Source organism: Coralliovum pocilloporae, from assembly GCF_030845175.1.
In the GTDB taxonomy this organism is placed as follows: Bacteria; Pseudomonadota; Alphaproteobacteria; order Rhizobiales; family Cohaesibacteraceae; genus Coralliovum; species Coralliovum pocilloporae.
In genome coordinates, this window is record NZ_CP132542.1 from 709,978 (window position 1) to 730,326 (window position 20,349).

Annotated in this window: 25 protein-coding genes; 9 read left to right on the top strand and 16 right to left on the bottom strand. The window is 54.7% G+C overall.

From position 1 onward, the window contains the following. Nucleotides 1-110 precede the first annotated feature (110 nt). The gene (locus RA157_RS03365) at nucleotides 111-560 is read left to right on the top strand and encodes a MaoC family dehydratase (protein ID WP_350335065.1); all 450 of its coding nucleotides are present in this window, start codon (nucleotides 111-113) and stop codon (nucleotides 558-560) included. Next, nucleotides 557-1,042, top strand: coding sequence for a MaoC family dehydratase (locus RA157_RS03370; protein ID WP_350335066.1), 486 nt, complete (start codon nucleotides 557-559; stop codon nucleotides 1,040-1,042). The genes RA157_RS03365 and RA157_RS03370 overlap by 4 nt, the downstream gene beginning before the upstream one ends. On the opposite strand, the gene RA157_RS03375 is transcribed toward RA157_RS03370, so the two are convergent. The 6 genes from RA157_RS03375 to petA all read right to left on the bottom strand — a co-directional run bounded on the left by RA157_RS03375 (nucleotide 992) and on the right by petA (nucleotide 5,954). Next, nucleotides 992-1,582: a hypothetical protein gene (locus RA157_RS03375; RefSeq protein ID WP_350335067.1), complete on the bottom strand. Its 591-nt coding sequence runs from the start codon at nucleotides 1,580-1,582 to the stop codon at nucleotides 992-994. The two genes, RA157_RS03370 and RA157_RS03375, sit on opposite strands and share 51 nt — an antisense overlap. Continuing rightward, complete coding sequence (locus tag RA157_RS03380; protein ID WP_350335068.1) at nucleotides 1,582-2,127, bottom strand: adenine phosphoribosyltransferase; 546 nt, start codon at nucleotides 2,125-2,127, stop codon at nucleotides 1,582-1,584. Before RA157_RS03380 ends, RA157_RS03375 begins: the two co-directional genes overlap by 1 nt. Nucleotides 2,128-2,149: 22 nt before the next feature. Continuing rightward, complete coding sequence (locus tag RA157_RS03385) at nucleotides 2,150-3,025, bottom strand: S-methyl-5'-thioadenosine phosphorylase (RefSeq protein WP_350335069.1); 876 nt, start codon at nucleotides 3,023-3,025, stop codon at nucleotides 2,150-2,152. A 227-nt stretch (nucleotides 3,026-3,252) separates the two neighbouring features. After that, nucleotides 3,253-4,104: a cytochrome c1 gene (locus tag RA157_RS03390; RefSeq protein WP_434058485.1), complete on the bottom strand. Its 852-nt coding sequence runs from the start codon at nucleotides 4,102-4,104 to the stop codon at nucleotides 3,253-3,255. 35 nt (nucleotides 4,105-4,139) lie between these two features. Continuing rightward, complete coding sequence (locus tag RA157_RS03395) at nucleotides 4,140-5,384, bottom strand: cytochrome b (RefSeq protein WP_350335071.1); 1,245 nt, start codon at nucleotides 5,382-5,384, stop codon at nucleotides 4,140-4,142. A gap of 27 nt (nucleotides 5,385-5,411) precedes the next feature. Next, nucleotides 5,412-5,954 carry a ubiquinol-cytochrome c reductase iron-sulfur subunit gene (gene petA / locus RA157_RS03400; protein ID WP_350336148.1) on the bottom strand — a complete coding sequence of 181 codons (543 nt, stop codon included), beginning with the start codon at nucleotides 5,952-5,954 and terminating at the stop codon, nucleotides 5,412-5,414. 285 nt (nucleotides 5,955-6,239) lie between these two features. Here petA and RA157_RS03405 point away from each other — a divergent pair, with 285 nt between their 5' ends. Next, complete coding sequence (locus tag RA157_RS03405; RefSeq protein WP_350335072.1) at nucleotides 6,240-6,704, top strand: tRNA (cytidine(34)-2'-O)-methyltransferase; 465 nt, start codon at nucleotides 6,240-6,242, stop codon at nucleotides 6,702-6,704. Nucleotides 6,705-6,714: 10 nt separating this feature from the next. Here RA157_RS03405 and RA157_RS03410 read toward each other — a convergent pair whose 3' ends face one another. After that, on the bottom strand, nucleotides 6,715-7,272 hold the full coding sequence (locus tag RA157_RS03410; protein WP_350335073.1) for a TetR/AcrR family transcriptional regulator: 558 nt from the start codon (nucleotides 7,270-7,272) through the stop codon (nucleotides 6,715-6,717). 113 nt (nucleotides 7,273-7,385) lie between these two features. Between RA157_RS03410 and RA157_RS03415 the strand changes: the two genes are divergently transcribed. Next, nucleotides 7,386-8,156 carry an SDR family NAD(P)-dependent oxidoreductase gene (locus tag RA157_RS03415; protein WP_350335074.1) on the top strand — a complete coding sequence of 257 codons (771 nt, stop codon included), beginning with the start codon at nucleotides 7,386-7,388 and terminating at the stop codon, nucleotides 8,154-8,156. A gap of 73 nt (nucleotides 8,157-8,229) precedes the next feature. Here RA157_RS03415 and RA157_RS03420 read toward each other — a convergent pair whose 3' ends face one another. Together RA157_RS03420 and RA157_RS03425 are read right to left on the bottom strand one after the other, a co-directional pair. Further along, complete coding sequence (locus RA157_RS03420; RefSeq protein WP_350335075.1) at nucleotides 8,230-8,595, bottom strand: MmcQ/YjbR family DNA-binding protein; 366 nt, start codon at nucleotides 8,593-8,595, stop codon at nucleotides 8,230-8,232. Beyond that, nucleotides 8,592-9,662 (bottom strand): hypothetical protein, encoded by a 1,071-nt coding sequence (locus RA157_RS03425; protein ID WP_350335076.1) that lies wholly within the window; start codon nucleotides 9,660-9,662, stop codon nucleotides 8,592-8,594. The genes RA157_RS03420 and RA157_RS03425 overlap by 4 nt, the downstream gene beginning before the upstream one ends. Nucleotides 9,663-9,799: 137 nt before the next feature. Here RA157_RS03425 and hemF point away from each other — a divergent pair, with 137 nt between their 5' ends. The 4 genes from hemF (at nucleotide 9,800) to RA157_RS03445 (ending at nucleotide 13,671) form a co-directional block, all read left to right on the top strand. After that, complete coding sequence (hemF, locus tag RA157_RS03430; RefSeq protein ID WP_350335077.1) at nucleotides 9,800-10,687, top strand: oxygen-dependent coproporphyrinogen oxidase; 888 nt, start codon at nucleotides 9,800-9,802, stop codon at nucleotides 10,685-10,687. After that, nucleotides 10,684-11,691, top strand: a complete 1,008-nt coding sequence (locus RA157_RS03435) for an ADP-ribosylglycohydrolase family protein (RefSeq protein ID WP_350335078.1) — start codon at nucleotides 10,684-10,686, stop codon at nucleotides 11,689-11,691. Before hemF ends, RA157_RS03435 begins: the two co-directional genes overlap by 4 nt. After that, entirely contained in the window at nucleotides 11,688-12,989 is a 1,302-nt protein-coding gene (locus RA157_RS03440) for a class I SAM-dependent methyltransferase (protein WP_350335079.1), read from the top strand. Before RA157_RS03435 ends, RA157_RS03440 begins: the two co-directional genes overlap by 4 nt. A gap of 133 nt (nucleotides 12,990-13,122) precedes the next feature. Further along, nucleotides 13,123-13,671 carry a hypothetical protein gene (locus tag RA157_RS03445; protein WP_350335080.1) on the top strand — a complete coding sequence of 183 codons (549 nt, stop codon included), beginning with the start codon at nucleotides 13,123-13,125 and terminating at the stop codon, nucleotides 13,669-13,671. 5 nt (nucleotides 13,672-13,676) lie between these two features. On the opposite strand, the gene RA157_RS03450 is transcribed toward RA157_RS03445, so the two are convergent. The 7 genes from RA157_RS03450 to RA157_RS03480 all read right to left on the bottom strand — a co-directional run bounded on the left by RA157_RS03450 (nucleotide 13,677) and on the right by RA157_RS03480 (nucleotide 19,121). After that, on the bottom strand, nucleotides 13,677-14,726 hold the full coding sequence (locus RA157_RS03450; RefSeq protein WP_350335081.1) for a succinylglutamate desuccinylase/aspartoacylase family protein: 1,050 nt from the start codon (nucleotides 14,724-14,726) through the stop codon (nucleotides 13,677-13,679). A gap of 111 nt (nucleotides 14,727-14,837) precedes the next feature. Continuing rightward, nucleotides 14,838-15,743, bottom strand: a complete 906-nt coding sequence (gene rimK / locus RA157_RS03455; protein ID WP_350335082.1) for a 30S ribosomal protein S6--L-glutamate ligase — start codon at nucleotides 15,741-15,743, stop codon at nucleotides 14,838-14,840. 89 nt (nucleotides 15,744-15,832) lie between these two features. Next, on the bottom strand, nucleotides 15,833-16,306 hold the full coding sequence (locus tag RA157_RS03460) for an ATP-dependent zinc protease family protein (protein ID WP_350335083.1): 474 nt from the start codon (nucleotides 16,304-16,306) through the stop codon (nucleotides 15,833-15,835). Continuing rightward, nucleotides 16,287-16,571, bottom strand: coding sequence for a hypothetical protein (locus tag RA157_RS03465; RefSeq protein WP_350335084.1), 285 nt, complete (start codon nucleotides 16,569-16,571; stop codon nucleotides 16,287-16,289). Before RA157_RS03465 ends, RA157_RS03460 begins: the two co-directional genes overlap by 20 nt. 82 nt (nucleotides 16,572-16,653) lie before the next feature. After that, nucleotides 16,654-17,871 carry a CCA tRNA nucleotidyltransferase gene (locus RA157_RS03470; protein WP_350335085.1) on the bottom strand — a complete coding sequence of 406 codons (1,218 nt, stop codon included), beginning with the start codon at nucleotides 17,869-17,871 and terminating at the stop codon, nucleotides 16,654-16,656. A 3-nt stretch (nucleotides 17,872-17,874) separates the two neighbouring features. Beyond that, on the bottom strand, nucleotides 17,875-18,519 hold the full coding sequence (locus tag RA157_RS03475) for a CoA pyrophosphatase (protein WP_350335086.1): 645 nt from the start codon (nucleotides 18,517-18,519) through the stop codon (nucleotides 17,875-17,877). Next, nucleotides 18,519-19,121 carry a DUF1285 domain-containing protein gene (locus RA157_RS03480; RefSeq protein ID WP_350335087.1) on the bottom strand — a complete coding sequence of 201 codons (603 nt, stop codon included), beginning with the start codon at nucleotides 19,119-19,121 and terminating at the stop codon, nucleotides 18,519-18,521. Before RA157_RS03480 ends, RA157_RS03475 begins: the two co-directional genes overlap by 1 nt. A gap of 220 nt (nucleotides 19,122-19,341) precedes the next feature. Between RA157_RS03480 and RA157_RS03485 the strand changes: the two genes are divergently transcribed. Next, a complete protein-coding gene (locus RA157_RS03485; RefSeq protein WP_434058466.1) occupies nucleotides 19,342-20,349 on the top strand; it encodes an AAA family ATPase in 1,008 nt (335 codons plus the stop codon).

Genomic DNA, 20,349 nt, shown 5'->3' on the forward strand with positions numbered 1-20,349 from the left:
AGCCGCCTTTTCTTCCCTTTCGGTACCCCCAACAAAGATCACCCATATCGACTTGAACCTGCTGCTGGTCTTTCCCATAAATGAAAGAGACCATTGGGAGCAGCCTCATCATGTATCGGACCTTTGACAGTTTCTCTGTCGGTGACGCCATAAGTCTTGGCACCTATGACGTTACACGCGAGGAAATCATCGAGTTTGCCTCGGAGTTTGATGCGCAACCTTTTCACCTTGATGATGAGGCTGGCAAAGCATCCATGCTGGGTGGCCTTGCCGCATCCGGCTGGCACACATGCTCCATGTTCATGCGCATGCTGGCGGATGGACTTCTGAAGAATTCAAACTGTCAGGGGTCTCCCGGTGTCGAACAATTGCGCTGGTTATACCCGGTCTATCCTGACGACACTCTGTCCGCCGAAGCAGAGGTCCTTTCAAGTCGCCTCCTCGAAAGCAACCCCCATCTCGGCCTTGTGACATTTCACTTTGTTATCAGGAACCAGAATAAAAAGCCGGTAGCGGAGCTGACCAACTCCATACTCTTCAGGCGCGGGGCAGAGCAATGAGCTATTTCGAGGACGTACAGATCGGCCATGAAATCATGCTTGGCGAGCATCACTTTACCGAGGACGCAATCACCGCCTTTGCACGGAAATACGACCCACAGGATTTTCACCTGAACCCTGATGCAGCTCGGGAAAGTGTGCTCGGGGGCCTTTGCGCATCCGGCTGGCACACAGCGTCTGTATGGATGAAACTGATGGTCGCTCACATGAAAAGAGAAATGAAGACAGCCGTAGCAGAGGGTCGTCCGATGGCAGCTCTCGGACCATCTCCCGGACTTCGGGACCTGAAATGGATCAAGCCTGTTTATGCCGGAGACACGATCACCTACAGCTCCACCATAATCGCCAAGCATGAAAGCCGCTCAAAACCTGACTGGGGTGTGATCGACAACCGGAATACCGGCACCAACCAGAATGGCGAATTGGTCTTCTCATTTATTGGCAGCGTGTTTATTCAACGCCGCCCTGATGTGAACAGCTAGCGTCATCAGCAAAAGCGCGCGAACAAACAGGCCCTGCAGGTGACTGGACAAGCTGGGAGCGCCATCAAGCAGCACAAGCGCCATAAAATCTGCCGCGCTGAGGAACCGAGCCACAATCTGGATTGGCAGACCATCAAAAAGAAACAGATAGTAGGTGTAGTAGACTTGGGGCGCGAGAGACAGGGCGAGCCAGCACAACACGACCGTCAGCGCCAGATCGCCCAGCACAGACAGAACAGCACTGTTTGTCAAACGGAGCCGTGAAAACAGCTTTCTACCCAACCAGGCTTTTAAAGCTGCAATGAAAATGATCAGCAGACAGGACAGAAGAAGCAATCCCGCCTGCCCTATGGGTGACAGGGTATAGGCAGAATCCCCCGCATAACCAGAGGAAACGGCATTCAGGAAAGCAGGTGACATCAGCGCAGAAACAGCAAGCGCCAGGAAGAGCCAGAGCATCAGCCGAAGCAGGTGCCCGAGCTGGTCATAGACAGCCACAAGGCCATCGCCTGTCCCCTTGCTCGCTGCGCTGTCCGCCATCAGTCCCCTTCAAAGTCAATCAGAGTATGAACGTCCACATCAATGGCACGCAGACGGTCTGCGCCACCAAGATCCGGCAGGTCAATCACGAAAGCGGCCGCAACAACAGTTCCACCACAACGGCGGATCAGCTCGATACCGGCCTGTGCCGTGCCACCCGTCGCGATCAGGTCATCGACCACCAGAACGCGTTCACCCGGCTGAATAGCATCCTCATGCATTTCGACCCGGTCCATACCATACTCAAGGCTGTAATCCTGCCCGATGGTCTTGTAGGGCAGTTTGCCCTGCTTGCGGATAGGCACAAACCCCTTACCAAGCTGATGAGCAACCGCCCCACCCAGGATGAACCCCCGCGCTTCAATCCCGACGACCTTGTCCACACCCGCGGTCAGATAGGGCCAGACAAGCTGATCAACGGCGGCACGCCAGCCAACCGGATCGGCAATCAGCGTTGTGATATCCCGAAAAATGACTCCCGGCTTCGGGTAATCAGGTATCGAGCGGATAAAGGTTCTGAGGTCCAGGGACTTGGCGTTTGTCATAATGTGGCTTTCCAGGTTTACCTTAGCGATTGAGAACGCGGCCAGCCACCGCATCCAGTTTGGCCACGAGTTCCGGATCGCGAGCGTCTGGAGCTGTCATAATGGCAAATTCAAGGGCCGTGTCTGATCCAACAGGGCAGGCCTGATGATCACGCGGGAAATCCCGGGCAATACGGGCCACAAGCCGCTGGGCCTTGTCCTTGTTGTTGTTCAGCGTTTCGATGATCTGGGTGATATCAACCGCACCATGGTCCGGATGCCAGGAATCATAATCCGTCACCATGGCGATCGTGGCGTAGCAAAGCTCTGCCTCACGGGCCAGCTTGGCCTCCGGCATGTTGGTCATGCCAATCACCACGCAGCCCCAGTCCCGGTAGAGATTGGATTCGGCAAGGGACGAAAATTGCGGACCTTCCATGGCCAGATAGGTTCCGCCACGGGCATACTCGATCTCTTCCGCCCTGGCAGCGCCTTCAATCACATCCACGAGCAATGGGCTCACGGGATCAGCAACAGATACATGCGCCACGCATCCGGCCCCGAAAAAGCTCTTCGGACGGGCAAAGGTGCGATCAATAAACTGATCCACCAGCACAAAAGTACCTGGTGCATGTTCTTCCTTCAGCGATCCACAGGCAGAAACGGAGATAAGGTCCGTTACGCCAACCCGCTTCAGGATATCGATATTGGCCCGGTAATTGATGTCCGATGGCGCAAATCTGTGCCCACGTCCATGACGCGGCAGGAACACCACTTTCAGGCCATCCACCTCACCGATGCGGACTGCATCACTCGGCTGACCCCATGGGCTCTCGACCGTGACCCATTCCGCATTGTCCAGACCAGGCAGATCATACAGGCCTGACCCACCAATGATACCAAGAACCGAACGTGTCATACGCCCTCTCCAGCATGAAAAACCCGGCACTGCTTAGCTCAAAACCCTGAACAAAGCTACCGGTCAAAGAGTCTTTCCAACCAGCGCTGTGCCGCTGAAAATACTCGACCTTGTTGTTTGAAAGCCAATTCCTGGCTGAAAAGTCTATCAGCTTTTCAGGAACGCGCTTTGAGACAAAAGAAAGCCCGGCACTGGGCCGGGCCTTCAAGAATTTATCCGCTTGTCAATCAGTGATCGACATTGGACCACAGCTTGCGCTTGGACGCGTAAAGCAGGCCGGCGAAGACAATCAGGAAGATCAGAACCTGGAAGCCGATACGCTTGCGGGCTTCAAGATGCGGCTCAGCCGTCCACATCAGAAACGCTGTTACGTCGCGAGAATACTGCTCAACCGTCATCGGTGTGCCGTCAGTATACTCAACCAGCTCGTCAGACAGCGGCGGTGCCATAGACAGGAAGTTACCCGGGAATGCCTCGTTATAATACTGGCCTTCCGGAGCTTCCTTGTCTTCATTGTAACCGGTCAGAAGCGCGTGAAGATAATCCGGACCCGATTCCTGATAATTGGTGATCGTGTGCCAGATAAAGCGTGTCAGATCGGTCAGAGGCTCCACATGGACATCCGGACCGGCAACACCGGTACGGGCCTTCGCGATCAGGGACAGATCCGGTGGCATGGCACCATTGTTCGATGCACGGGCTGCCTGTTCGTTCGGGAACGGAGCCGGGAACCTGTCAGCCAGGATAGCCGGACGTACTGTCGGCTCCCCGTCTTCATCCGGCTCACCAGGAACTTCGAATTCTGCCGCAATCGACTTGATTGCTGCTTCATCAAATTCCGGGCCGCCTTTTTCAACGAGGTTACGGAACGCTACAAGATCCATGGAGTGGCAGCCTGCGCAGATCTCTTTATAGACCTGGAAGCCACGCTGAAGCTGACCACGGTCGAAATGACCGAAGATACCGCCAAACGTCCAATCCTGTTTCTCAAGGTGGGGGCCAACGCCTGCGGCCATGGCTCCACCGGTTGAAAGCGCAATCGTCAGGGCTGCTGCGATTGAGCGAAACGAGCTCTTCATGAGCATGGGTATGTCTCCCTTAATCCAATCAGCCATTATTCAGCCGGAACCGTATCTTGTTTCTTCTTCAGAACAGCTTCCGAGATCGAAGACGGTAGCGGTTTCGGATTCTCAAAGAGGCCGAGCAGAGGAAGAATGACAAGGAAATGGGCGAAGTAGTAGATCGTCAGGATCCGGGCTGCGATGACATAGCCACCTTCAGCCGGTTTGCCACCGAGCCAGCCGAGGCCGACACAGACAATGGCAAAAATCCAGAAGAACTGCTTGTACAGAGGACGGAAGACAGCCGACTTGACCTTGGATGTGTCCAGCCATGGCAGGAACAGCAGGATCGCAATCGCCGCAAACATCAGCAGAACACCGCCCAGCTTGTCCGGAACGGCACGCAGGATCGCGTAGAACGGCAGGAAGTACCATTCCGGGACGATATGTGCCGGTGTCACCAACGCGTTGGCCGGGATGTAGTTGTCCGGGTGACCCATGAAGTTCGGCAGGAAGAACACGAACCAGGCGAAAACGATCATGAAGCAGATGATCGCAAACAGATCCTTCACCGTGTAGTACGGGCTGAATGGAACTGTATCCTGGCTGGTCTTCGGCTCGATACCGGCCGGGTTGTTGTTACCGGCAACGTGGAAGGCCCATATATGAAGGCCAACAACACCGGCAATCATGAACGGCAGCAGGTAATGCAGAGAGAAGAACCGGTTCAGGGTCGGATTATCAACTGCAAAGCCGCCCCACAGCCATGTCACGATCGGATCGCCGACCAGCGGAATGGCAGAGAACAGGTTGGTAATAACCGTTGCACCCCAGAAGCTCATCTGTCCCCATGGCAGAACATAGCCCATGAAACCGGTTGCCATCATCAGAAGGAAGATGATTACACCCAGCATCCAGACAATCTCACGCGGGCTCTTGTAGGAACCGTAATAGAGACCACGGAAAATGTGGATGTAGACGGCGACAAAGAACATGGAAGCGCCGTTTGCGTGGATGTAACGCAGTAGCCAGCCATAGTTCACATCGCGCATGATGTGCTCAACAGAAGCGAAAGCCAGGTCGACATGCGGGGTGTAGTGCATCACAAGCACAATGCCTGTGAGGATCTGACAGACCAGCATGAATGCCAGAATGCCGCCGAATGTCCACCAGTAGTTCAGGTTCTTGGGAACCGGAAATGCGATGAAGGAAGAATGGACAAGACCGCCAATCGGAAGACGATCCTCCACCCACTTCATAATGCCGTTTTGCGGCTGATAAGTAGAATGCCCGCTCATTGGGTGCTCCTCGAACGTCCGTCGGGATTAACCGATCTTGATCGTGGTCTCGCTGATATAGCTGAAGGTCGGAACGTCAAGGTTCCGAGGTGCCGGACCTTTGCGGATACGGCCAGACGTATCATAGTGCGATCCGTGACATGGGCAGAACCAGCCACCGAAATCTCCAGCCTGTCCCAGCGGCACACAGCCAAGGTGGGTACAGATACCAACCATCACGATCAGTGCTTCATTGGTCGGAGATGCGCGGTTCACATCAGACGCATCTTTCCCAGGTGCGTTTGCGTTCCGAGCATCCTGATCCGGCAGATCACTCAACGAAACATTGTTGGCTTCAGCAATTTCCGCTTCCGTCCGATAACGGATGAAGACAGGCTTGCCACGCCATTTCACGGTCAGGGACTGACCGGCTTCCAGTGACGAAACGTCCACTTCAATAGATGCAAGCGCCAGGGCGGATGCATCCGGGTTCATCTGGTCAATAAACGGCCAAGCAAGTGCGGCTGCGCCTACTGCCCCTACTGCGCCAGTCGCGATATACAGAAAATCGCGGCGGGTTGGTTCTTCCATTTCCGTGCTAGCCAAAGCCTGTTCCTCTCGAAACCTACACAGGTGATCCTCAACGCCTATAATGCGATACCCTCCGGCAGCCTCATCAGATCAGCGCCAAACGGTCGCACCAAGGCACATTTTATTTGTGTCCCGGTATCGGTGACGTTCTTTATGCATTATGAATGCGTCTTGTCCAGTCTCACATAAGGATTACGGGCAGATTGTCGCACAAGCGCGCACTTATCTGCCGATCCCCGTGATACAGGCACTGTTCGAATCATCCCCCTCATTTGCCGAACCGTCATGCAGATTGCACTCTATCAACCTGATATTCCACAGAATACTGGAACGATTCTACGTTTGTCAGCCTGTTTGAACGTTACAGTTCATATTATCGAACCTGCAGGCTTCATCCTGAGAGACAAGGATCTGCGCAGAGCAGCCATGGATTACCTGGCAAGGGCCGACTATCAGCGTCATCTCTCATGGGACCATTTTCTGGAATATCTCAAGGACAGGGACTCGCGACTGATTCTCCTGACCAGCACTGCAGAGGTCAGCTACACAGACATCGCGTTCCGCCCGTCAGACGTTCTGCTTCTGGGACGGGAATCGGCTGGCGCTCCGCCTGAAGTCCACGCACGCGCAGACGAGCGGATCCGCATTCCCATGGCTGAAGGTGCTCGTTCCCTGAACATCGCCATGGCCTGTTCCATGGTTCTGGGCGAAGCCCTGCGCCAGACAGGTGGTTTTCCAGTCAAGCTATAAGGAACAGGTCCTAAGTTTTATCAGCAAGCAGAACACGATACTTCAGCTCTGTAGCGACCGTAGTAAAGATACATTTATCATCCATAGCCCGCGATAGGATCATCGCCCCTTCAAGGGTTGAAATGACCAACAGTGCTTCCTGCTCTGCTCGAGATGCGGGCATATGTGCCCCGAAGGCAGATTTAAGCCAACTGATATTCCGCTGAAAAAAAGCCTTGCTTTCATCACGGACAATATCCGGCAAGGACAGTGTTTCCGCACCCAGCATGCCACAAAGACAAAGCATATCATCATCAAGAAGAGCTGTTCTGAATAAATCAGAATAAAGATCAAGAGCCTCCTCAAGTCCCAACCCCTCCGGCTCGCCAAGGGCACCCATCAGGCGTTCCGTATACCGTCGGGCCACTTCCCCCCCCAACTCAGCCTTTGACGGGAAATGATAGTGAACGCTGGCACTCTTGATACCAACCACCTCGGCAATATCTCTGAAACTGAATGCGTTGTAGCCCCCTTGACGGATCATCTGTTCCGCAGCCAGCACTATGTCATCACGTTTGGTCTTACTCAAAGGATCGCCCCCAAATCTACCTTCTGATAGATAGCTCTTGACAGAAGGGAAATCCATATCAATATATCTACCTACTACTAGATAGATAAATCAAGAAATGGAGTTTGCCACCAATGAACACGAGACAGACAGCGATCATTATCGGTGGATCGTCAGGTATGGGGCTCGCTACAGCCGAACGCCTCGCGTCACAGGATCTGGACCTGATCATCATTGGGCGAAACAACGATAAGCTGAAGGCCGCAGATGAGCGCCTCAAAAGTATCAGCTCGGGTACTATCGAGACCATACAAGCGGATCTCTATGAGGAAGCATCAGTACAGAATCTCATCCGCACGCTGTCAACGGCGAGGCCTTCCGTCCGATATCTGGTAAATGCCGCTGGTTACTTTTACCCCAAACCTTTTCTCGATCACGAAGCAGAAGATTTTGACCGCTATCATCAGCTGAACAAAGCCTTATTCTTCCTTACGCAGGCAGTTGCCAGATTGATGGCGAGCAATGGTGGGGGTTCTATCGTCAATATTGGCTCGATGTGGGCGAAACAGGCCATCAAGGCAACACCCTCTTCTGCCTATTCCATGGCAAAAGCTGGTTTGCATGCGCTTACCCAACATCTGGCGATGGAGCTTGCTGACAACAATATTCGCGTCAACGCAGTCTCTCCTGCAGTTGTGGCAACACCGATCTATGGGGCATTTATCCCTGAAACGGAGATTGAGGAAACACTGACTGGTGGTTTCGACGCATTTCATCCGGTTAACCGGATCGGTCGACCACTGGATGTCGCCCATGCAATCGAGTTTCTTCTCTCTGATAAAGCCAGTTGGGTAACCGGAGCAATATGGGATGTCGATGGCGGCGTGATGGCTGGCCGCAACTAATCAGAATCAACAAACTTCCAACAAGGTCAGATCAAGACCCGATTACAAATAAGGTCCTGGTCTGACCGACCTGTCAGCCTTGATTGAGGTCAAGTTCCTTTTGGAGTTTTTTCGTCAGCCCCAGCGACACAATACGATGGGACTCGACCAGATAGCTTTTCAGATCATCATCGTTCAGTCCCGGCCTGGCATAGTGCTGGATCCATTTCATCCCGCGAGAGGCCAGATAGGGTGCCGGACGCAAACCATCCTGATCTTTCAGGAGGTCATAGGACATCTCAGAGGTCTTGAACGTGATATGGGATTCGTCTCCGTCATCCCAGCCGCCAATCGCGAAGACCTTGCCGCCGACCTTCCACACATGGGAACCACCCCACTGGACAACATGTGTGGTGGCAGGAAGCGAGCCGCAGAACGCGTTATACTCGTCATAAGTCACTGGCTTTCGTCCTGTTTCAAATCTCCAGCCTCAAACAACGCCCGGTGCGCATCAACCTGATTGGCAAGGCAGACACTATGCCGAGCAATCTCGGGGATTGTCGCCAGCCAGTCATCAGTCTCAGACCGCGCCATGGCAGCCCTGCGAAAGGCCGACTGGCGCGCTCTTTTACTGGCGAGAAAGCGCTCCTGGCCGATCACGCTTTCAAGGGGTGAATCAAGGCGGATAACCTCGTAATAACCGCCTGTCAGAGCCAGCATGGTCATCGCACAGGCTTTCTTATCTGAACCACAACTCCGCTGACAGAAATCAGCAACAGGACGTGCCGCCTCCGACCTGAGAACCCAGTTCTCAACATATTTGTACCAACGATTATCCGGCGAAAGCGATCCATAACCAAAGCCAAGAGCCAGCAATCCTGCCATACTCAAGGTTTCAGGATCATCCGGTGAAACCAGATCAGGCGTGCGCGGTTGAACAATCCAGCGCAGCGCTGCAATCCCGTCCCCGCGCGGCTCGGGAGCAAGCCGGTTATAAAGCACATAAGGCACCAGTTCCGGCAGAACCAGCTTCTCATCAAGCAACAACTGGCGTAGGCCATGCGTCCCATAAAGCGCGGCAATACGCGTTGGATGATCTGTTGCCTGCAACTCACCGGCGTCACGAAGGCCGCGGATGAGCTCAACATCGACCTGAGGGCGACCGGCCATCTGCAGCATCCGCGCAAGTGCATTCTTCTTCTGCATTTCAACCATCAGCCAGGATGGATGAAACCGGCCACCATCTGAACGGGGGCGGAACAAAGCCAGTCTCTGCTGGTCAGACAGGGTGCGCACATAGGGAGACGGGCCACGATCTGTCCGCTCAATCCTGCTCAGTAACAGACGGGCAGCAACATTCCCGTCCTCAGCGAGGCGGGCGAGCTCCGGGAGGCTGTGCCGATCATCATCGTCGAGCCACAGTGCCACCGCCTTTCGAAAGTCCGGATCAGATGCGCCCGGCAAAGCCATGGCCTGCGACATCAGACCAAGGCTGAACACCCAGACTACCAACAGGATGCGGATCATGTATCTCCCCCGTTCAACCAGACTTGAAGTCTCAGAACAAATGACACTATCAGATTGTCTTTGCGCCCTGCAAATGCACAGAGTAGTGTCCGAACAAAGCCTATCTGACGTGCCCGGAAAGAACAGACGAGTCCCCCATGTCCCTACCCGATGACCTTGAAACCAAGAAACAGACCGCAACCGCCTGGTTTGCGGAATTACGGGATTCGATCTGCGCAGCATTCGAGGCTCTGGAAGATGAGTTCGACCATACAGATGGTGCTCATCAGCCCGGCAGGTTCGAGCGCACGCCCTGGGACCGGACAGACCATTCCGGCGCCAAGGGCGGCGGCGGTGTCATGTCGCTGATGAAAGGTCGTGTGTTTGAGAAAGTCGGCGTCCACGTTTCCACCGTTCATGGTGAATTTTCACCCGAGTTCCGAGACCAGATCCCCGGGGCCTCGGAAGACCCGCGTTTCTGGGCATCCGGCATCTCGCTGATTGCCCATCTCTGGAACCCGAACGTGCCAGCCGTGCATATGAACACACGCATGGTCGTCACCACAAAACAATGGTTCGGCGGCGGTGCTGACCTGACACCGGTTCTCGATCGTCGGAGAACGCAGGACGATCCGGATACACAGGCGTTCCATGCTGCCATGCAGGCCCCTTGCGACGCCCATGACTGCGCCGATTATGACAAGTACAAGGCTTGGTGTGACCGGTATTTCTATTTGCCGCACCGGGATGAGCCGCGTGGCACTGGCGGCATTTTCTATGACCACCACAATTCCGGCGACTGGAATGCTGACTTTGCGTTCACTCAGGATGTGGGTCGTGCCTTCCGGGACATCTATCCCGAACTGGTTCGCCGCAATGCAGAGAGCACCTGGACAGATGAGGACCGGGAAGAACAGCTGATCCGCCGTGGCCGATATGTGGAGTTCAACCTGCTCTATGATCGCGGCACGATCTTCGGCCTGAAGACCGGAGGCAATGTTGCGTCAATCCTGTCATCCATGCCGCCAGAGGTGAAATGGCCGTGAGCACGCCCTCAGATCTTCACACAGAACAACAGCCTGAAAAACAGGACAAAAAACGGACCAGACAACAGGCTGCCCTGCTCGGCCTGTTTGTGGCAGATGCAGCAGCGCTTGGCCTCCACTGGCTTTACGACCCTGAACGTCTGGACGCGCTGCAAGAGGCCCATCGCAGCCTCGCTTTCAGACCGGTCACAGATGAAGCCTATAAAGATGCAAAAGGCATTTTTGTTCATCATCAGAGGCATACCGGCACTCTCAGCCAGTATGGCGAGACAGCCCGCCTGGCCCTTGAAGTATGGGGCCGGCAAGAGCAGGAAAATGCCCCTTCGGCCTTTCAGGCGGAATATGTCCGGCATTTTGGACCCGGCGGAACGTATAACGGCTATATTGATCGCCCGACACGCGCGACCCTTGATGCCGTAGCTGCTGCTGGCGACACCCCATCCCTCCTCTCAGGTGCAGATGACGACCAGCTCCCTGCGGTCATTACAACAGCTGCGACCACACTTGCGCTCGGAGCAGCCGACGCCACCACATTGGAAACAATGACGCGGATCACCAACAACAATGATTTTGCAACAGGGGCGGCGCAAATACTGGGGAATTGGCTCCACAATACAATAGAGACCGGAGACAGCACGTTCTCAGAAAGCTTCCTGACATCAGAGAAAAGCGAACTGAGCAACCGGTTGGCCGATGCAGCGTCATCCGGGCAGACTGTTTCAGAAGCAGCCGAACATTATGGCCGGGCCTGTAACCTTATCCAGGGCTTTCCCCTCGCTCTCACCATTCTGAGGAATACACAATCCTATCGGGAGGCAATTGAAGCCAATATCCACGCTGGTGGCGATTCCTGTGGTCGTTCGATGATAATTGGCCCGATTGCGGGAGCCCGCTGGGGATTGGGCGGAGAGAACGGAATTCCCCTCGACTGGATCCTGCAGCTCAGTGATGCAAGAGACATCTGGAACAATATTCAGACTTTGACCCGGCAGGCGTCCAAATGACAGACAAGCATGTGAAGGCCGTTGGCACTGTAACCGCAGCGCTTGCTCCCCATCTCGACATCAATGCGAGCGTTGAACTTTGGGACGGCAGCCGCCTGCCGCTCGGAACAAATGTCAGCAATGATCTCGCCATACGGATCAAGAGCCCGGGGACCATCGCATCCCTGCTCAAGCGTCCGACCCTGGATCGGTTCATCCTGCACTATATCCATGGCGATGTGGATCTGACCGGCGGCAACCTGTTTGATCTTGGCGATCAACTTGCCCTCAAAAAAACAGGGCGGGCTCTGAAAAAGGCCGGGCGCAGCACAATCCTGAAAGCCCTGCTGCCGTTCCTTCTGGTCAAGTCATCAAAGCCGGGAGAAAGCCGTGGCTTTGGAAAGGAAATAACCGGCGAAAATCGCGCACAGGCCGACAACAAGGATTTCATCCAGTTCCATTACGACCTGTCGAACGATTTCTACAAACTCTTCCTCGACCGGGAGATGCTCTATTCCTGCGCCTATTTCACGGACTGGGGCAACAGCCTGGAACAGGCCCAGTTCGACAAGCTCGATATGATCTGCCGCAAGCTGCGTCTCAAGGAAGGTGAACGTTTTCTCGATATCGGTTGTGGCTGGGGAGCGCTTGTCTGTCACGCTGTCCAGCACTATGGCGTCACAGCCCACGGCGTAACCTTGTCAGAAGAGCAATTGGCGCTCGCCCGGGCCAAGATCAACAGTCTGGGTCTTTCTGACCGGATTACGCTTGAGCTGAAAGATTACGCTCATCTGGAAGGTCAGTTCGACAAAATAGCCTCTGTGGGCATGTACGAACATATCGGCTCCGACAATATTCCGCTCTATATGAGCACGGTCAAACGGCTGCTTGCTGACGATGGCCTGTTTCTCAACCACGCGATCACCCGACGTGGCAAACAGGGCAAGAAGAAGAAATTCTCCAAACGGGCCGAACAGAAAGCACTGCTGAAATATATCTTCCCCGGCGGCGAACTGGACGATATCGGCAATACCCTGCTGAAATTCGAGACCCACGGCTTTGAGGTTCATGATGTGGAAGGTTGGCGTGAGCATTATGCCCTGACCACCCGCTATTGGTATCTGCGTCTTGAAGAAAACAAGGAACAGGCAATCGCACTGGTGGGAGAAGAGGCCTACCGCATCTGGGCCGCCTATCTGATGGGTGTGTCTCTCGCTTTCACACGAGGGACCGCACGGATTTACCAGACCCTGGTGTCAAAGGGAGCAAAAGGTCCCGCACCTGTGCCACCGTCCCGCGCCGATCTTTATCGGGATTGAACTCAGGACAAAGAGAGCTGAAGCGAACCAAATAAAACGGGCAATCGGGTGTTTTCCGTTAAAGCACGCTCCTGAAAAGCTGACATATTTTCAGATTAAGAGTGTGCTCCGAAACGTGACCTGAAGCAGCCGCATGACACTTCTACAAACAGCACTCAAAGAAGCCCGCCTTGCGCGTGACGTTGTCGAACTCCAACGCGACACGCTTGGTGCAGGCGTCATCACCGGAAAAATCACCTTCGTCAATGACACAATCATCCAGATAGAACGCCTGACTGACGGCGGCCACTATGACGGTGTCACCGTGATACGGACCGATGACATAACCCGTCTTCGAAGAGGAACATCTGAGCTTAAGTTCATTGGGTCGCTGTCAGAGAACAATCACCAGCATCGTGTTGTCTCACTTTCAGAAGCACAGACGCTCTGGTCCTGTGTTCAAAGCATGCAGACGCTATTCAGTTATGTATGTCTGGGAATAGAAGATCTGGACCCCGATATCCTTATCATCGGTCAGCTCGACGGCCATGATTCCAACTATGTCAAACTGGCTGAATTTGGCCGCTTCAACTCAGGTGAAACAAACGAGTTGATCCTGGCCAAAGACGAAATCACCATGGTTGAAGCGGATACGCCCTATTGTCGCGGGCTGCTGGAGAAGATGCAGCCTCGCCAGCCATAAGCCGCTTAGATAATCTCATCCTCATCAAACAGAGGATCAGCATCAAGCTGGGCAACCAGACTGTCGATGGTTGCTTCCGGGTTATCTTTCTGATGGATGGCCGCGATGTGGAACAGGCCGTCACCTTCATTGACGATAGGCAGATTGGTCCGCCCGATCAGAAGGCCGGGCTCATCGGTGATGACTTCTGTCTCCACTTCACCAAACGGATCAGAAATCACGCCGAGGACATCGCCTGCAGCAACGTCTTCGCCAATTGTCCGATAAGTCCGGAGAAGCCCGCCAGCAGGCGCGCGCAACCATGAACTGGACACAGAGGTGATCGGTTTGGCGCGCGGTCTGGTAACACCCTTGCCGGAGATCATGTCCAGTTTGCGCAGAACCCGCAGAATACCGGACACACCGGTACGCACCGCAAATTCATCAAACCGAAGCCCCTCGCCAGCTTCGTAGAGCAGCACCTCCACATCCATGTCGGAAGCCATGGCCCGGAGAGACCCTTCCCGAAGGCTGGATGTGAGAATGAAAGGTGCGCCGAATGCTTCCGCCAGCTCCATCGCCCCCGGCTTACCTGGAGAAACCCGTATCTGTGGCAGGTTGGTCCGGTGGATAGCCGCAGAGTGAAGATCAATGCCGACGTCCGAACGCTCGACGATTTCCTGCCGGAAGATATCCGCTAGACGAGATGCAAGAGACCCTCTCGGGCTACCCGGGAAAGACCGGTTCAAGTCGCGCCGGTCCGGGAGATAACGGGAATGGTTCATAAAGCCGAACGTATTGACAATCGGCACAGCAAGAAGCGTTCCCTTGAGATTATCGAGATTGGGCGCGCGCAGAAGACGGCGGACAATCTCAACCCCTATCACCTCATCCCCGTGAATGGCCGCACTGACGAACACGACCGGACCCGGTCGCCGTCCGTGAATAACATGAGCCGACAGTGTGACCGGCGTGTGGTCAGACAGCACACTGACCGGGAGGTCGACAGTCTCGCGCGCACCGGGCGCTATCCGGCGGCTGCCGATCTGAAAGGATGATCTGGGATGTTTGGGCATAAGATATGACTTCTGGAGAACTCGGCGTCACATATCTGAAGGAAAAGGTCTTGTTTTTCAAGCACACAAACAGAACGGGCGGGTAGATCCCGCCCGGTCATTCTTTCGATATCAGCCCTTGCCGCGGGTTTTGGTTTTACCCGGCTGCGCCTTCTTTTCAAGGAAGTCGATCACCATCCCGGCAATGTCGATACCGGTGGCCTTCTCGACGCCTTCAAGACCGGGTGAGGAATTCACCTCCATGATCACCGGCCCATGATTGGAACGCAGCAGGTCCACACCACAGACATTCAGTCCCATGGCCTTGGCCGCGCGCACCGCAGTAGACCGCTCTTCCGGAGAGATCTTGATCGGGCGTGCACTGCCACCGCGATGCAGATTGGAGCGGAATTCCCCTTCAGCCCCGCGCCGCTGCATCGCCGCGACCACTTTGCCACCAACAACAAGAACACGGATATCTGTGCCACCGGCTTCCTTGATGAATTCCTGCACAAGGATGTTAACCCCGGCCCCGCGGAAAGCCTCAACAACCGACTTGGCTGAGCGGTCCGTATCCGCAAGAACCACACCAATACCCTGGGTACCTTCCAGCAGCTTGATCACCATCGGTGCACCACCGGCCAGCTTGATCACTTCTTCAGTCTGCTTCGGATCATGGGCAAAAGTGGTCACCGGCAGGCCAAGGCCGTCACGGGCCAAAAGCTGCATCGATCTCAGCTTATCGCGAGACCGGCCGATGGCCACGGACTCATTCAGCGGAAAGACGCCCATCATTTCAAACTGTCGCACAACAGCCAGACCATAATAGGTCACAGATGCACCAATACGCGGGATCACAGCATCATACAGCGGCAGTTTTTCGCCGTTGTAATAGATTTCCGGTCGCCGGGACGCGATGTTCATGTAACAGCGAAGAGTGTTGATGATATCCAGCTCATGCCCACGCTCTTCAGCAGCTTCTTTCAAGCGCTTGTGGGTATAGAGATTCGGGTTACGGGCCAGCATCGCTATTTTCATTAGACTTCCTCTCCCCGGGGACCAGCCCCTGCAACTTCATTGTTATGTCCGGGCCCGACCCGGATCGCCTCATCACACTCCCGGCCTCTTCAGGCCGACTTTTCCAAATCCACCATTCCCGGCAGTCCCAGCAGGAAAGACCGGCCTGGATTGACCAGCAATCCCCGGCGACGAATGGCCGTACGCCCGAGGATCAGCTCAAATCCCATATTGGCCCTGTCTGCCAGCGACAACTCAATGGGCCATCGCCGGGCACCCATAATCAGCGTTGTCTCAATCACAAACCGCTTTGCAGGGACGCCACTTGTATTCTTGATTTCCCTTTGATCCAGCAGAGGGGAAACAACCGTTTGCTTACGGTTTTTACCCGGCAGCCGGATCGAGAATTCAACATAGTCCTTGCCATCCTGCACAAACGCACGCATTCCGCTTGCATGGACAGCAGATGTTCGAGCGCCGGTGTCTATCTTGGCCTTCAACTCCGGCAAACCCAAATCAGGCAGAGCAATCCACTCACGCCACCCGATTTCCTGCTTTGGTACCCTAGAGCTCTTTTTTGCCATAGGCAGGGTCCAGACTTTCTTCATTCGCTCTGCGATAATTTCCGAATGTTCCGACACTCAGGACCACAAAAAAAGCGTCCATATCGATCAGAACATAACCGCGTTCCAGCATGGAGCGGCTCAGAGCCTGTATATCATCTTCGTACAATCTACGACGACCGGCAAGCTTGCGAACAAGCTTGGTCGCAATCCGGTAGCGTCCGGTATCTTTGCCGCCGAACGGCTCCGTATAAAGGGCGCAAAGCCGTTCGGCGACATCGTCCATATACCGCATCTCCATTATGAAGCGCCTTATATCTACAAAAATAATTTTGTCTATAGAAAAATATTATCTTCTATAGACAAAATTATATCATCAAAATCAGATCGTCCGCCGTCAATCGGAATCCACTCTCAATCCAGGTATCTTCAAGACGCTGAAGGGTGCCCCCGACATCCGGGCCTCTGTTCACGCCCCGGGCAATCAAGTGTTTGCCGCTCAAGGGAAAAACCGGGATGTCAAAATCACACGCAAATCGATAAGCCTCCCGCATCAACGGCACAGAATATTCATCTTCCTGCCTCGCCAGCCAGAGGTCGAGACCAAGGCTGAAGCTCTCCCGGCCATGCTGATAAAGCAACCGCTTCCAGAGGTCTTCACCATCATCAAGGCGATTATCTGCCACCAAAACTCCCGCCCGCATCAGAACCGTGTCTTTCTTGGACAGACGAAGTCTCTTCGACAGAACAGCCGTGTCCTCAACAGTCCGGCACCAAAGACAGGTCAGCCCGGCCAAAGGATCCGACTGGCGACCAGTCTCGTGAAACCAGCTGGCAAGCCTTGCCAGATTCAAGGTGTGGGCCGGCAAAGGGACAAGAGCATCAAGAATGCCCGCATCCCCCATAATCCGGACCACATGGGCCATGTTGGGTGCGGCCATCAGCTTCTTCATCTCCTGCTGAATGCGCTCTGCTGAGAGACGTTCAAGCCCTGCCCGTTCCTCAACACAGGCTCTCAGGCCAGCGGGATCAAGCTGGAGGTCACCATACTGGGCAGAAAAGCGAAAGAACCGCAGGATTCTCAGATAATCCTCCCGAATGCGATCCGCTGCGGTTCCAATGAACCGTACCTTCCGCGCCTCAAGGTCCTGATAACCGCCCACATAATCATGAACCCTGCCGGTCCGGTCGACGTAAAGCGCATTCATGGTGAAATCCCGACGGAGGGCATCCTCACGCCAGTCCTGTCCGAACCTCACTTTTGCCCGGCGCCCGTCAGGCTCCGCATCATGCCGCAAGGTGGTGACTTCATAGGTCTGCCCATTCGAAATCACGGTGACCGTACCGTGATCAATACCGGTCGGCACAACACGCAATCCACCAGCCTTGCAGCGCTTCATCACAACATCCGGACGGGCTGTAGTCGCAAAATCTATATCCGTAATCGGCTGACCGAGAAGAGCATTGCGAACGCACCCACCCACAGCGCACAAGCTGTCGCCATCAACCTCAATGAGATTGAAAAGGGCCTGTACATCAGAGGTGAACAGCCAGTCTGCGGAAGACAATGAAGGAAGCCTGTCCATCTCTCAGCCATAAAGCTCCAGATAAATCGAGCGGATGATTCCTGCGGTCACGCCCCATATGTAATGGCCGTCATAGGGCATCTCGTAGAAAAAGCGTTCATTGCCCTGCCAGATGCGGCTGGTCTTTCTGTGCTGGTCCGGATCCATAAGGAAGGATAAAGGCACCTCAAACGCCAGCTCAACCTCTCCCTCATTCAAAGCAAGGTCATAGCCTGGTTCAATCAGGCCAATAACCGGCACGATCCGGTAGCCTGATCGCGACTGATAGGTCGGCAGAGCACCATGAACGGTAATCAGATCTTCAGGGATACCGATTTCTTCCTCCGTCTCACGAAGGGCTGCATGAACAGCAGATGCATCAGACGCATCAATCTTGCCACCCGGAAAGGCCACCTGGCCCGCATGGGATGGCAGATGATTGGTCCTCTGGGTCAACAGAACCTTTGGCTCCCCCGGATAACTGACAATCGGCACAAGCACCGCGGCATCACGCAATTGCGCAGCCTCCATTGGAGGCAGGCCAGGATTGATCATGTGGTCACCATAAGACGAGGCAACCAGAAAAGGATCGTCAAGACGAACCCGACTGACGCTTTCAAGGAAATTCGTGAGCATCTCCGCTGGATCAGAGCCAGCACAGATTGCCATTATCCGATCTCCTCTTCGATCTCGTCCAGCCTGGCAATCGGGAAAAAGTGATCCCGGCTTTCAACGCCAAACCACTGAACCCCATCCACATCACGCTCAACAGCATGCTCAAGCAACTGGTGAACCACGGGACGGGTCAGCAACGCTTCCAGCCCATGCCGGACCATGACATAGGGCTTGAACCCGGCTGTCCTGTCATCATGAGAAAACCGCAAGGGGTGACTGTCATCAACAGTCACCACATCTCCCACATTGGTCCGGAACACCAGTGCCCTGTCCTCATCACTCACCTCAAGCTCAACAGCCGTAAAGGCGGCATCCTCGACGTCTATACCATAGCATTCAACCGGCGTTACAAGCACATGACGACCATCCGTCTCACGGCGCAGAATAGTCGAGAACAGGCGCACCAGAGCATCCCGTTCGATCCGCCCGCCCTGATAGTACCAGCTGCCATCCGATGCGATCCGCATATCCAGCTCACCGGTATAATCCGGCTTCCACAAATGAACCGGTGCCGGCTCTTTTGGGTCGCCGGAGCGTTCAAGAAACGCCTTCATGGCAGAAGAAAACTCTGTTTTCCGGGCTCTTATGTCGGTCATCTTCTGTCTTTCTTCCGGCTAGGAGATTCATCCATTCAGTGGGACATTTATCTGTAACAAATATTCAATGTCCACACAGCCTTGTCGAACACCAGTCACACACAATCTCTCTATTTGGGCTTCCGCCCATATCATGCCAAGATGCCGGTGCAGAACCAAGTTCAGGTTTTGAATCGTAACCACCAGATAACCACCCTGGGCAATGGATGGAGCCATACGGATGACGGACACCAAGGATATCCCGGAAACCGACATGTCTGACCTGAGCGTGGCAACGGCGCAGATGTCGAAGAAGCTCCAGAGTGCCAAAGATGCGCTTGGTTCCGTAATTTTCGGCCAGGATGCCGTTCTTGATCTGGCTCTGATCACGGTTCTGTCCGGCGGTCACGGGCTGCTCGTTGGCCTTCCCGGCCTCGCCAAAACCCGTCTGGTGGAAACCATGGGAACTGTGCTCGGGCTTCATGCCCAGCGCGTCCAGTTCACCCCTGATCTGATGCCGTCCGATATTCTCGGCAGTGAGATTCTGGAAGAGGATGATTCTGGCAAACGCACGTTCCGCTTTATTGAGGGACCGGCCTTCTCGCAATTGCTCATGGCCGATGAAATCAACCGGGCCAGCCCGCGGACCCAGTCCGCCCTGCTGCAGGCGATGCAGGAACATCAGGTCACAGTCGCTGGCCATCATTACGACCTGCCGGCGCCGTTCCATGTTCTGGCGACCCAGAACCCAATCGAGCATGAGGGAACCTATCCCCTGCCGGAGGCCCAGCTCGATCGTTTTCTGGTGCAGATCGATATCACTTATCCCGACAGGGCATCAGAACGGCGGATGATGATCGAGACCACCGGTTCGGATGACACCGCCGTCACTGAAGTTCTGTCGACACGGGATTTGCTGGATGCACAGTCACTGGTTCGCCGTCTCCCCGTCGGCGACAGCGTGGTCGACGCCATTCTTGATCTGGTCAACTGGGCACGCCCAGGCTCTGAGAATGATCTGGTCGGAGAAAGTCTCGAATGGGGACCAGGCCCCCGTGCCAGCCAGGCCCTGATGCTGACGGTAAGAGCCCGCGCCCTTCTACAAGGACGATTGGCACCTTCAATCGATGATGTCATCGCCATGGCGGGTCCGGTTTTGAAACACCGCATGGCCCTGACATTTTCCGCCAGAGCTGACGGTCAGACCATTGACGCGCTGATTGAGACACTCACGGAAAGGCTGGCATGA